8 protein-coding genes are annotated in these 12,797 nt (G+C 69.4%); 3 read left to right on the top strand and 5 right to left on the bottom strand.

Translation table 11 applies throughout. The features are described from left to right. Positions 1-34 precede the first annotated feature (34 nt). The 5 genes from FCI23_RS32235 to FCI23_RS32255 all read right to left on the bottom strand — a co-directional run bounded on the left by FCI23_RS32235 (position 35) and on the right by FCI23_RS32255 (position 6,692). Entirely contained in the window at positions 35-1,114 is a 1,080-nt protein-coding gene (locus FCI23_RS32235) for a substrate-binding domain-containing protein (RefSeq protein WP_246144260.1), read from the bottom strand. Positions 1,115-1,172: 58 nt separating this feature from the next. After that, positions 1,173-2,213 carry an ABC transporter permease gene (locus FCI23_RS32240; protein WP_211265534.1) on the bottom strand — a complete coding sequence of 347 codons (1,041 nt, stop codon included), beginning with the start codon at positions 2,211-2,213 and terminating at the stop codon, positions 1,173-1,175. Continuing rightward, on the bottom strand, positions 2,203-3,237 hold the full coding sequence (locus FCI23_RS32245; RefSeq protein WP_136727566.1) for an ABC transporter permease: 1,035 nt from the start codon (positions 3,235-3,237) through the stop codon (positions 2,203-2,205). The genes FCI23_RS32240 and FCI23_RS32245 overlap by 11 nt, the downstream gene beginning before the upstream one ends. Further along, complete coding sequence (locus FCI23_RS32250) at positions 3,234-4,751, bottom strand: sugar ABC transporter ATP-binding protein (RefSeq protein WP_136727567.1); 1,518 nt, start codon at positions 4,749-4,751, stop codon at positions 3,234-3,236. The genes FCI23_RS32245 and FCI23_RS32250 overlap by 4 nt, the downstream gene beginning before the upstream one ends. Before the next feature lie 921 nt (positions 4,752-5,672). Further along, positions 5,673-6,692, bottom strand: coding sequence for a LacI family DNA-binding transcriptional regulator (locus tag FCI23_RS32255; RefSeq protein WP_136727568.1), 1,020 nt, complete (start codon positions 6,690-6,692; stop codon positions 5,673-5,675). Between the two features lie 911 nt (positions 6,693-7,603). On the opposite strand from FCI23_RS32255, the gene rhaI reads away from it, so the two are divergent. The 3 genes from rhaI (at position 7,604) to FCI23_RS32270 (ending at position 12,715) form a co-directional block, all read left to right on the top strand. After that, complete coding sequence (gene rhaI, locus FCI23_RS32260) at positions 7,604-8,770, top strand: L-rhamnose isomerase (protein ID WP_136727569.1); 1,167 nt, start codon at positions 7,604-7,606, stop codon at positions 8,768-8,770. Positions 8,771-8,888: 118 nt separating this feature from the next. Beyond that, complete coding sequence (locus FCI23_RS32265; RefSeq protein ID WP_136727570.1) at positions 8,889-10,934, top strand: bifunctional aldolase/short-chain dehydrogenase; 2,046 nt, start codon at positions 8,889-8,891, stop codon at positions 10,932-10,934. 251 nt (positions 10,935-11,185) lie between these two features. After that, positions 11,186-12,715, top strand: coding sequence for a rhamnulokinase (locus FCI23_RS32270; RefSeq protein WP_136727571.1), 1,530 nt, complete (start codon positions 11,186-11,188; stop codon positions 12,713-12,715). The last annotated feature ends 82 nt before the right edge of the window (positions 12,716-12,797 follow it).

A 12,797-nucleotide genomic window follows, 5' to 3' on the forward strand; every position in this document is an offset into this window, starting at 1 on the left:
GTCCCCCTGAGACCGGCCCAGGCACCGATCGACATCAGAAGTTGAACTGGTCGATGTTCGACGAGTCGAACACGGTCGGCGGGCCGAGCACGACCGACGGACCGACGCCGGGCGTCGGGCCGATCACCTTGAAGCTGCCGAGCGTGCCCGCCTTGAAGGAGGACCCGGTCTGCAGGCTGGCGCTGCCCGAGGACAGCGACGCGGCGGCGTAACCAGCCAGGTAACCCAGGTTGCTCGGGTTCCACAGCTCGAAGGACTTGACGGTGCCGTCCTTCACGTAGGACTTCATCTGCGACGGCAGGCCGAGCCCGGTGAGCGTGACCTTGGAGGCCACGTCCTTGTGGGTGGACAGGTACTGCGCCGCGGTGGAGATGCCGACGGTGGTCGGCGAGATGATGCCCTTGAGGTTCGGGTACGCGGAGAGCAGACCCTGCAGGACGGTCAGCGAGGTGGCCGGGTCGTCATTGCCGTACACGGTGCTGACGAGCTTCATGTTCGGGTACTTGGCCGCCAGCTGCTTCTTCATGTAGCCGATCCAGGCGTTCTGGTTGGTCGCGCTGGCGGCGGCCGACAGGATCGCGATCTGTCCGGTGCTGTTGATCTCCTTGGCCAGCAGGTCGACCTCGGAGGTGCCGACCGACGCCGTGTCCGCCTGGTTGATGAACAGGTGGCTCGGGCTGGTGCCGCAGGAGATGTCCGAGTCGAAGGCGACGATCTTGATGCCGGCCTGGGCCGCCTGGTTGAGCGAGGGGCACAGCGCGGACGGGTCGTTGCCCGCGATCACGATGGCGTTGGCGTGGGCCTGGATCGCGGCCTGGATCGACGGGATCTGGGCGGCCGCCGTGTCGGCGGTACCGCTGCTGATGACGACCTTGCCGCCGAGCTCCTTGAGGGCCTTCTGGCCGCCGACGTCCGCGAGGACCTCGTAGGGGTTCTGGGTGTCCTTAGGGATGAAGTAGACCGTCTGCCCCTTCTTGACGCCAGTCGCGGTGGGCGCACCCGTCGGGTCGGCCCCGGCGTTGGACGAGGAGCTGCAGGCCGCGAGGGTGAGGCCGGCCACGGTGAGTGCGAGGAGGGCGGTCGCTCTGCGGCGCACCGTTCTGCTAATGGTCACGTGACTTTCTTTCTTGAGTGAGTGGATGGGAACAGGAGCGATCGGGGCTGGCCGGTCTTCACCGTGCGCGCTGGGCGCGGGCCCTGATCCTGCGGACTGCTTCGCCGCTGTTGGGTACAACGACGCTGATCAGCAGCAGTACGCCGGTGACGATGTTCTGGACTTCCGGCTGAACGCCCATCTGCGTCAGGGCCTGCTGCAGGCAGCCCACGATGATGACAGCGAGCACGACCCCGATGACGGTGCCCCGGCCGCCGAAGATCGAGACGCCGCCGAGCAGCACGATGGCCACCACGGTGAGTTCGAGTCCGGTGCCGGCGTCGTAGCTGACCGAGGAGTTCTTGAGGGTGAAGAGGATGCCGGCAAAGGCGCAGAAGATGCCGGAGACGACGTACAGCCCGAACTTGATCCGGTTGACCCGGACGCCGGAGAAGTGTGCCGCCTCGGGCTGCAGGCCGATCGCCACGATGGAACGTCCCAGCGGGGTCGCGTGCAGCACGACGCCGAAGATGACGGCCAGGATCAGGAAGATCAGCCCCGACCAGGCTATTTCGGTGCCCCCGACCGGCATCACGCCGATCTTGGTGAGCGACGTCGGGAAGCCGGTGATGGTCCGCGGCGCGAGGATGATCTCGGAGATGCCGCGGAACAGGGTCAGCGTGCCGATGGTCACCGCGATCGATGGCAGTCCCACCTTGGAGATGAGCAGGCCGTTGAGCGCGCCGCCGGCCGCACCGACGACCAAGGCCGCGGCCATCGCCGCCCAGATCGACCAGCCGTCGCTGAACAGCGAGCCCATCACGGTGCCGGACAGGCCGAGCATGGAGGCGACCGACAGGTCGATCTCGCCGGTCATCACGATCAGCGTCATGGGGAGCGCCATGATGGCGATCTCGCCCATGTTCAGACCGATGTAGAAGAAGTTCGTGCTGTTGAGGAAGTTCGCCGACTGTTCGGAGCCGAAGATCAGCACCGCGATCAGGACGAACACCAGCGCGCTCTCCCAGCGCACCAGCTCGCGCCACATGGGCTGCTTGCTGCCGTCGGTGCCGCGGTAGGACGTGGGAGCCGACGGCTTCGTGGTGATATCAGGTGTCACGGTGGGCTCCCTGTGCGGACTGCAGGCTTCGTGCGACCCGCAGGCTCAGCCAGCGGTCGAAGGCGATGGCTGCCAGCAGCAGCCCGCCGGCGATCGCCTCATTCCAGAAGGACGAGATCTTGGTGGCGACCAGCGCCTGGTTGATCGTGTTCAGCAGCAGGGCGCCGAGGGCGGCGCCGAGCACGCTGCCGCTGCCGCCGAAGATCGCGACGCCGCCGACGACCACCGCCGAGACGACGGTCAGCTCGTAGCCGTTGCCGCCGGTGACGTCGATCTGCGCGTGCAGCGCCAGGAACAGCGCCCCGGCGAAGCCGGCCAGCGAACCGCTGATCAGGAACGCGGTGAACACCCGTCGCCCGGTGGGGATGCCCGCCAGCGCGGCGGCCTCCGGGTTCGAGCCGATCGCGTAGAGGTCGCGGCTGGCCCGGAAGGAGCGCATCGCGTAACCCACGATCGCCACGACGACCGCCACGATGATGGCGAGCCACGGCACCCCGAGGATGGTCATGTACCCGATCTCGGTGAAGGACTTGGGGATCGCCGCCGGGTCGATGGTCTTGCCGTCGACGATCACACCGTCGATGCCGCGCACGATGTAGAGCATCGCGAGCGTCACCACCAGGCTGGGTACCCGGGTGACGGTGGTGATCAGCCCGTTCACCGAACCGATCAGGGCGCCGATCGCGATGCCGAGCAGGAAGCCCAGCGGGACCGGGAAGCCGGGGTTGTGCTTGAACACGTCGCCGACGATGTACGCGGACAGTCCGACGACCGAGCCGACCGACAGGTCGACGTTGCGGGTGACGATGACCAGCGTCTCGCCGACTCCGAGGAGCGCGATCAGGGAAGCGCCAGTGAGCAGTTGCTCGATGCTGTGCGCATTGGCGAAGGCGTGGTTGTTGAGCGTCGTGGCGACGAACACCAGGATGATCGCGACGCCGATGCCCAGTTCCCGGGCCCGCAGCAGCGATCCGCCACGGGCGGCGCGCTCGGTCACGGGGGGCGGTGTGGCCAGTGCGGTCATGACGCCACCGCCGTGAGACCGGTGGCGGCACGCATGATCGAGTCCTCGTCGGCCTCGGCCCGGCTCAGTTCGGCGGTGATCCGGCCCTCGTGCAGTACCAGCACGCGGTCGGCCATGCCGAGGACTTCCGGCAGTTCGGACGAAATCATCAAGACGGCCATTCCGTCGGCGACGAGCCCGTCGAGGATGCGGTGCACCTCGGCTTTGGTGCCGACGTCGATCCCCCGGGTCGGCTCGTCGATGATCAGCAGGGAGGGGCTCCGGGCGAGCCATTTGCCCAGCACGACCTTCTGCTGGTTGCCGCCGGAGAGGGTGGAGACCGGGTTCTTCATCCGGCCGAACTTCAGCTGGAGACGGTCCGCCCAGGTCGAGGCGAGTTCCCGTTCCGCTCCGCGCCGGATCAGCCCGTACTTGCGCAGCCGTACCAGGGAGGCGAGGGCGACGTTCTGGTCGATGCCCATGTCCATCACCAGGCCCTGCTGGCGGCGGTCCTCCGGGACCAGGGCCACCCCGCCGGCCATGGCGCCGGCCGGGTCCCCGTTGGGGAGTTCGTTGCCGTCCACCCGGACCGTTCCGGACGTCCACTTGTCGATGCCGAAGATGGCGCGCGCGACCTCACTGCGTCCCGCGCCGACCAGACCGGCCAGGCTGACGATCTCGCCCTTGCGCACGGTGAAGCTGATGTCGTGGAAGACGCCCTGACGGGTGAGCTTCTCGACCTCCAGCACGACCTCGCCGGGGCTGGTCTCCGTCTTGGGGAACAGCGCTTCCAGGTCGCGGCCGACCATCGACCGGATGATGGTGTCGACCGTGACGTCCTCGATCGGCGCGGTGCTCACGAACCGCCCATCGCGCATGATCGTGACGCGCTGGCAGCTGGCGAACACCTCTTCCAGCCGGTGCGAGATGAACAGCACCGCGGCACCCTGGCTGCGCAGGGTGCGCATCACCTCGAAGAGCCGTTCCACCTCGACGGAGGTGAGCGCGGCGGTCGGCTCGTCCATCACCAGCACCTTGGCGTCCAGCGACAGCGCCTTGGCGATCTCCACGATCTGCTGGTCGGCGACCGACAGGCCGCGGGCCTGGCGCTCGGGGTCTAGCTGGACCCCGAGGCGGCCGAAGACTTCGGCTGCCGCCCTGTTCATGGCGGGGCGATCGATACGGCGGCCCGCCCGGCGGGGCTGGCGGCCCATGAAGATGTTCTCCGCGACGCTGAGGTCGGGGAACAGCGTCGGCTCCTGGTAAATGATCGACACACCCGCGGCCCGGGACGCGGCCGGCCCGGACAGGACGACCGGTTGTCCGTCGATCAGCAGCTGACCGCCGTCGGGCTGGTGCACTCCGGCAAGGATCTTCACGAGAGTCGACTTACCCGCGCCGTTCTCGCCCAGCAGGGCATGCGACTCACCCGGGTAAAGGGTGACCGACCCGTCCTCCAGTGCGCGGACCGCACCGAAGCGCTTGGTCGCCTTCTCGAGTACGAGCAGCGGGTCTTTGTCAATGGGATCGTTCATCGTGCTAGGTCCTCGCCTCGGTGTGAAGCCTTTCCGCGGTGGGCTCGCAACTCGTGCCCACTCCCCCTCCATGGAGTCGTCCGGAACTCGTAGTGACGTCCGTCTGGACGATCAGGGCTCTTACCAATTTCTCGACTCTTCCGTGATGTGGCGCCAGGACCGAGTGGGGCCTGACCGCTGTTTGCGCCGACCCCGCGGTACGCGCTGGTCCTCCCGGCCCGTGGGCCGGCGTCCGCCCCGCCGGTCCGGTCCAGACGTTTCAGCCGTCCCATTGCAGTACACCCGTAGGCTCTGCCGGCCCCTCGACCAGGCCGCCGGCGCCGGTCGGGCGCATCCACCGCGGCCCGGGGCTCCGCGCCGTCAGAGCCAGCTGGCTGAGCACTGCGATGAACAGGTGCCGCCGGGGTCCCCTCGTGCTGAGTGAGACATTAACCCTCCCAACTGAATCGTTTCATCAGGCCGATCGAAGACTATGTCCTGCATCGTGCGGGCGTCTAGAGTCCGACCCGAAAAATCTACCTGTGCGTAGTCGAAATGAGCGGCCCGGCGGTATCGGCCGATGCCGCCCGAAGGCGCTCGGATCGCGGCCGTTGAGGGGTCCTGCGGCGCCGGCGTGTGGTGCCGTGGACACGGACGGACCACACGCTCAGCGCGACAGACACCATGCCGGGAGACAGTCGCTCTCGATCGAGCACACGGACGGTTGCGTTTGCCGTCCCCGACAGGCCAGGGACGTCGCGATACCGCACCCACGGTCTCCCCCAGCCGCGTTCCTGCGGCCGCAGGGAAGCTGGCGTTCTACGCGGCACGGCCCCTTCGAGTGTCGATCATGGGCGGATCTTCCCGGAGCCAAGGCCTGCCGGGAGCGGCCCAAGCGCTCGCCGGGGTTCCGGCCGCCCACCCCCGCTCCGCGAAGCCCCCTCAGCGCGCGCGCAAGCTGGAGCTGCGGACGACGAGTTCGGGCTGGAGGACGACCTGGCGGTGTTCGTGCTCCTCGGCGTTGGGGCCGGTCTCGTCCACCAGCATTTCGGCGGCCAGGCGGCCCATCGCGACGGCCGGCTGCCGGACGGACGTCAGCGGTACGGCGGCGGCCGCGGCGAACTCGATGTCGTCGTAGCCGACGATCGCCATCTCGTCGGGGACGCTGATCCGGGCCGCGAACATCGACTGGAGGACGCCGAGCGCCAGGAGGTCGTTGGCGCAGAAGACGGCGCTGGGCCGGGGGGACAGTCCGAGGAGGCGTGATCCGGCGTCGCGTCCGGCGGCGACGTCCAGGCGCTCGGTGGACACGTCGATCAGCGCCTCGGGCGGGAGCCCCGCCTCGGCCAGCACGGACAGCGCACCGGCCCGGCGGTCGCGGACCTGCGGCACGTCGGACGGCCCGCCGACGTAGACGATCACGCGATGGCCGGCCGCGATGAGATGCTGCGCCGCGAGCCGTCCGCCGACCACGTCGTCCACCGAGACCGAGCACCCCATAGTGTCCCCGGCGACGCGGTCCACCAGGACGAAGGGAATGTTCTGGCTGCGCAGCCCGTCGAGGCTGCGACCGGTCGGATCGGCGGGGGTGACCAGCACCCCGCGAACGCGGTGTTCGGCGAAGAGCGAGAGGTAGTCGATCTCCTCCCGCACGCTCTGCGCGCTATTGCACACCATCACCCGGAGACCGGTCTGCCGGGCGGTGCGTTCCGCCCCGCTCGCGACGGCGACGAAGAAGGGGTTGCCCATGTCCAGCACGAGCAGGGCCATGATCCGGCTGGCGCCCGCTCTCAACTGCCGGGCGGATTCGCTGCGGACGTATCCGAGTCTGGTGATCACCGACTGGACGCGCGTCCTGGTCTCTTCCGCCACCATTTCGGGCCGGTTGATCACGTTGGACACGGTTCCCACCGAGACACCGGCCTGACGCGCTACGTCTTTGATCCCAACCATGGACTCCATGCTCCGTCCCACCTACCGCAGCCAAGGTGCATCGTGCTCGGGCCGATGCTCTATTGAGCTGTGGTCAGGACCCTGCTTGAACCTATTCAATCACACGGGGGCAACCAAGCGACGCCGAAGGCCCCAATACCCATAGGCAGGCGGATTTTCCGGTGAATGAATCGCTTCAGAAAGGGCGCAGGCCAAGCGTCTCGGCCATCCCGGCGCGGACATCATCAGAGGGGAAGAGTATGCGGTTACCCCGAAGGAATCCATAAGAACGCACACCCCGCGCCCGGCTTGGGGAAATACCCGGGCGCCGCCGACCGCAGCCCTCCAGCGACCGGCGCCCGCCCCGCATATCGCCCCCAACTCACTTGACCACCGGACCCGTTCCCGTCCGACCGAGTCGCGACTCCACTCGCAACGTCTCCGCGCGCGCCACCATTCATAGCGGTGAAATGTTTCAATCACGTTGCCGCCACGCAAGCCCCGCCAGAACAAGCTCTGCCGCACCTCAGGAGCGGGAACCACCCCCGATCTCGCCCTCAAAATCCCGCCACAGCAACCCGGAAGCCACCGCCGAGCAGCACCGATGCCGTATGACACGATTCAATAACGGCCCGACATCGGATGGGCCACCACACGGCCGGACCGCTAGCATCGGCAGCGCTCGGGTCACTGCAGCCCCGCTGGCCCAACGCCCCTTCGGAGCTCGGCCGCCCGGTCCGAAGAGCACTCCAGAGCGGGCGTGACGAAGTCCGGGGAGCGGGCTCGCACCGCCCGGCACGGGCGGTGGCAGTACGCCCCGGGAGCCATCCCGCACGCTTCTGGGCGCATCTGAACCATTTCATCACTCCAGGAATCATTGACAGAAGCCATCCGCGGCATTACGGTTAGGCCGGTTAATGAAACGATTCACAGAGGTTGTCATGACAGACCTGTCTGCCGTGAAGGCGGCGCTGAAGTCCCAGCGAATCGAGACCCCTTCGTGGGGCTACGGCAACTCCGGCACCCGCTTCAAGGTGTTCCGGCAGGCCGGAGTGCCGCGTGATCCGTACGAGAAGCTGGACGACGCCGCCCAGGTGCAGGCAGCGACCGGTGTGGCTCCCGTGGTGTCCCTGCACATTCCGTGGGACCGGGTCGACGACTTCGCCGAACTCGGCACGCACGCGAAGAAGCACGGGCTGACGCTCGGGGCGATCAACTCCAACGTCTTCCAGGACGACGACTTCAAGCTCGGCTCGGTCACCAACGCCGACCCGGCGATCCGCCGCAAGGCGCTCGACCACTTGCTGGAATGCGTCGACATCATGGACCAGACCGGTTCCCGCGACCTGAAGCTGTGGTTCTCCGACGGCACCAACTACCCCGGCCAGGACGACATCCGGGCCCGGCAGGACCGCCTCGCCGAAGCGCTGGCCGCGGTCTACGAGCGGCTCGGCGACGACCAGCGGATGCTGCTCGAATACAAGCTGTTCGAGCCGGCCTTCTACACCACCGACGTCCCCGATTGGGGCACCAGTTACGCGCACTGCCTCAAGCTCGGCCCCAAGGCGCAGGTCGTGGTCGACACCGGCCACCACGCTCCGGGCACCAATATCGAGTTCATCGTCGCGTTCCTGCTGCGGGAGAAGAAGCTCGGCGGTTTCGACTTCAACTCCCGCTTCTACGCCGACGACGACCTCATGGTGGGCTCCGCGGACCCGTTCCAGCTGTTCCGGATCCTGCACGAGGTCGCCAAGAACAACGGGCTGGCCGCCGAGACCGGCGTCGCCTTCATGCTCGACCAGTGCCACAACATCGAAGCGAAGATCCCCGCCGTCATCCGCTCCGTGATGAACGTCCAGGAGGCCACCGCCAAGGCCCTGCTGGTCGACCTCGACGCCCTGACCGCCGGCCAGCGCTCCGGTGACGTCCTGGCAGCCAACGCCGTACTGATGGACGCCTACAACACCGACGTGCGCCCGCTGCTCGCCGAGATCCGCCAGGAGCAGGGACTCAACCCCGACCCCATGGCCGCCTACCGGGACTCCCGGTGGCAGCAACAGATCGTGGCCGGTCGGGTCGGCGGCGAACAGGCCGGCTGGGGCGCCTGACCTCCGGCCGGACCGCGGGCCGTGCCATCGGATCCCTGACCTGACGGCGGCCCGGCCCGCACTCGACCATCCGTATCCGCAGAGCCGCTGCTCACCAGGACCCGCAAAGGACACCGACATGGCCACCGCCCCCCATCCCGTCGTCAGCGCGCTGCTCGCGCGCTCCAACCGGCTGGGCGCCGACCCGCGCAACACCAACTACGCCGGCGGCAACACCTCCGCCAAGGGCACCGCGCCCGATCCGGTCACCGGCGCCGACATCGAGCTGATGTGGGTCAAGGGATCGGGCGGCGACCTGGGCACCCTCACGGGTCCCGGCCTGGCCGTGCTGCGGCTGGACCGGCTGCGGGCGCTGACCGATGTGTACCCGGGCGTCGAGCGCGAGGACGAGATGGTCGCCGCCTTCGACTACTGCCTGCACGGCAAGGGCGGCGGCGCACCCTCCATCGACACCGCCATGCACGGCCTGGTGGACGCCCCGCACGTCGACCACCTGCACCCCGACTCGGGTATCGCGCTGGCCTGCGCGGCCGACGGCGAGGCGCTGACCAAGGAGTGCTTCGGCGACGCCGTGGTGTGGGTGCCGTGGCGGCGCCCCGGCTTCCAGCTCGGCCTGGACATCGCCGCCGTCAAGCGGGCCAACCCGCAGGCGATCGGCTGCATCCTCGGCGGCCACGGCATCACGGCGTGGGGCTCCACCGCGGACAAGTGCGAGCGCAACTCGCTGCAGATCATCCGCACCGCCGAGGCGTTCCTGGAACAGCGCGGCAAAGCCGAGCCCTTCGGCCCGCCGCTGGCCGGCTACGAGCCCCTGCCGGAGGACGAGCGCCGGGCGCGTGCCGCGCTGCTGGCTCCGCCGCTGCGGGGCATCGCCTCCAAGGACCGCCCGCAGGTGGGTCACTTCACCGACTCCCCCGAGGTGCTGGACTTCCTGGCCCGCGCCGAGCACCCCCGGCTCGCGGCGCTCGGCACCTCCTGCCCGGACCACTTCCTGCGCACCAAGGTCCGCCCGCTCGTCCTCGACCTGCCGGCCGGCACGCCGCTGGAGGACGCCACGGCTCGGCTGCGGGTCCTGCACGAGGAGTACCGCGCCGAGTACGCCGCCTACTACGAGCGGCACGCCACCGAGGACTCCCCCGCCATGCGCGGCGCCGACCCGGCGATCATCCTCGTCCCGGGCGTCGGCATGTTCAGCTATGGCAAGGACAAGCAGACCGCCCGCGTCGCCGGCGAGTTCTACGTCAACGCGATCAACGTGATGCGCGGCGCCGAGGCGGTCTCCTCGTACCGGCCGATCCAGGAGTCGGAGAAGTTCCGGATCGAGTACTGGGACCTGGAGGAGGCCAAGCTGCGGCGGATGCCGAAGCCCAAGCCGCTGGCCACCCGGATCGCGCTGGTCACCGGCGCCGGTTCCGGCATCGGCAAGGCCATCGCGCACCGGCTCGTCGCCGAGGGCGCCTGCGTGGTCGTCGCCGATCTCAACGCCGACAACGCCGTGGCGGTCGCCGAGGAACTGGGCGGCCCGGACAAGGCGGTCGCGGTGGCGGTCGACGTCACCTCCGAGGAGCAGATCGCGGCGGCCTTCGCGCAGGCGTTGCTCGCCTTCGGCGGCCTGGACCTGGTGGTCAACAACGCGGGCATCTCGATCTCCAAGCCGCTACTGGAGACCACCGCCAAGGACTGGGACCTCCAGCACGACATCATGGCCCGCGGCTCGTTCCTTGTCGCGCGGGAGGCCGCCCGGGTGATGATCGAGCAGGAACTCGGCGGCGACATCGTCTACATCGCCTCCAAGAACGCGGTCTTCGCCGGCCCCAACAACATCGCGTACTCCGCCACCAAGGCCGACCAGGCGCACCAGGTGCGGTTGCTGGCCGCCGAGTTGGGCGAGCACGGTATCCGCGTCAACGGCATCAATCCCGACGGTGTGGTCCGCGGCTCCGGCATCTTCGCCGCCGGCTGGGGCGCCCAGCGCGCCGCCGTCTACGGGGTGGAGGAGGCGAAGCTCGGCGAGTTCTACGCCCAGCGCACCCTGCTCAAGCGCGAGGTGCTGCCCGAGCATGTCGCCAACGCGGTGTTCGCGCTGACCGGCGGGGACCTCACCCACACCACCGGGCTGCACATCCCGGTCGACGCGGGGGTCGCCGCGGCGTTCCTACGCTGAGGCCTCCGCAAGCTCCTGCCGGGCGCTTTTCTTCGCCTTCCACGGGCGGCGCCGGGCAGGCACCAGTCGCTCCGGGTCACGGCCCGGCCGGACATGGGGGCGGTACTTCGGCTGAACCCGAGGCACCGGGACCGGAGCGACTGCGGCCAGGGGCGGTCGCGCCGCATCCGGACCCCGATGCGACGCGACCGTTCCCGGCATACTCGTCCCACCCTCGTCGACCGCTCTGTCCGCTGACCAAGGAAAACTCCGTGACCACGACCGCAACGTCCTCCGCCTTCCCGTACGCCTTCGCCGCGGCGGACCTCGGCGCGACCAGCGGCAGGGTGATCATCGGCAGGGTCGGGCGAGGCAATCTCGACCTGACCGAACTGCACCGGTTCCCCAACACCGCGACCCGGCTGCCCACCGGGCTGCACTGGAATCTGCCCGGCCTGTACCAGGGCGTCCTCGACGGCCTGCGCGAAGCGGCCAAGGCCGGGGCGGTGGCGTCGATCGGCATCGACACCTGGGCAGTGGACTACGGACTGCTCGACGCGGACGGCGCCCTGCTGGGCCTGCCCCACCACTACCGCGACGACCGCACCCAGGACCTCGCCGAGCGGGTGCGCGACGAGGCCGGAGCCGAGTACCTCTACAGCGTCACCGGTCTGCAGCACCTGCCGTTCAACACCGTCTTCCAGCTCGCGGCGGCGCAGGACAGGGCCCAACTAGGCATCGCCAAGACGCTGTTGCTCGTGCCCGACCTGCTGGCATACTGGCTGACCGGGGCCGTCGGCGCGGAGATCACCAACGCCTCGACCACCGGCCTGCTCGATGCAGGCACCGGCACCTGGTCGCACGACATCGCGGCCTTGATCGGGCTCGACCCGCGCCTGCTGCCCCCGCTGCGGGAACCGGGTGCCTTCGCCGGCAGCCTGCTGCCGCACGTCGCCGCCTTCACCGGGCTGCCCACCACCACCCCCGTCGTCACCGTCGCCTCGCACGACACGGCGTCCGCCGTGGTCGCGGTGCCCGCCACCGAGCCGGGGTCGGCGTACATCTCCTGCGGTACGTGGTCGCTGGCCGGCCTCGAACTGGACGCGCCGGTGCTCACCGAGGAGGCCCGGGCCGCGAACTTCACCAACGAGCGCGGCATCGACGGCACCATCCGCTACCTGCGCAACATCATGGGCATGTGGCTGCTGGAGGAGTGCCGCCGCAGCTGGTCGGCGCGCGGGCTGCCCGCCGACCTGGTGCCGCTGCTGGCGGAGGCCGCCCGCGCCGAACCGTTCGCCGCCCTGATCGACCCGGACGCCCCGGAGTTCCTGGCACCGGACGACATGCCGGCCGCCATCGCCGACCACTGCGCGCGTACCGGCCAGCGGCCGCCGACGAGTCAGGGCGCGATCGTCCGCTGCATCCTGGAGAGCCTGGCGCTGGCCCACCGCCGGGTGCTGCGCCGGGCCGCGGAACTCGCCGGGCGCGATATCACCCACGTCCACCTGGTCGGCGGCGGCAGCCGCAACGATCTGCTGTGCCAGCTGACCGCCGACGCCACCGGCCTGCCGGTCGTCGCCGGGCCCACCGAGGCCACCGCGATCGGCAACATCCTGGTCCAGGCCCGCGCCCACGGGCTGGTCGGCGACCTGGCGGAGATGCGGCGGCTCGTCGCCGACACCCAGCACCTGCGCCGGTACAGTCCGCAAGGCGGCCGGCGGGCCTGGGACGCGGCCGACGCCAGGGTCGGCGGGCCGCTGTCGGACCCGGACCCGGTGCTCGAATCCGGGTCCACCCGATGAGTCCCGCATCTCCATCCCCTGCCCCACCCGAACGAACCGAGGGAGCCAGGCTGCATCTGCGGGAGAAGTTCCTCCGCGCCAA

Source organism: Actinacidiphila oryziradicis (assembly GCF_005047355.1).
In the GTDB taxonomy this organism is placed as follows: domain Bacteria; phylum Actinomycetota; class Actinomycetes; order Streptomycetales; family Streptomycetaceae; genus Actinacidiphila; species Actinacidiphila oryziradicis.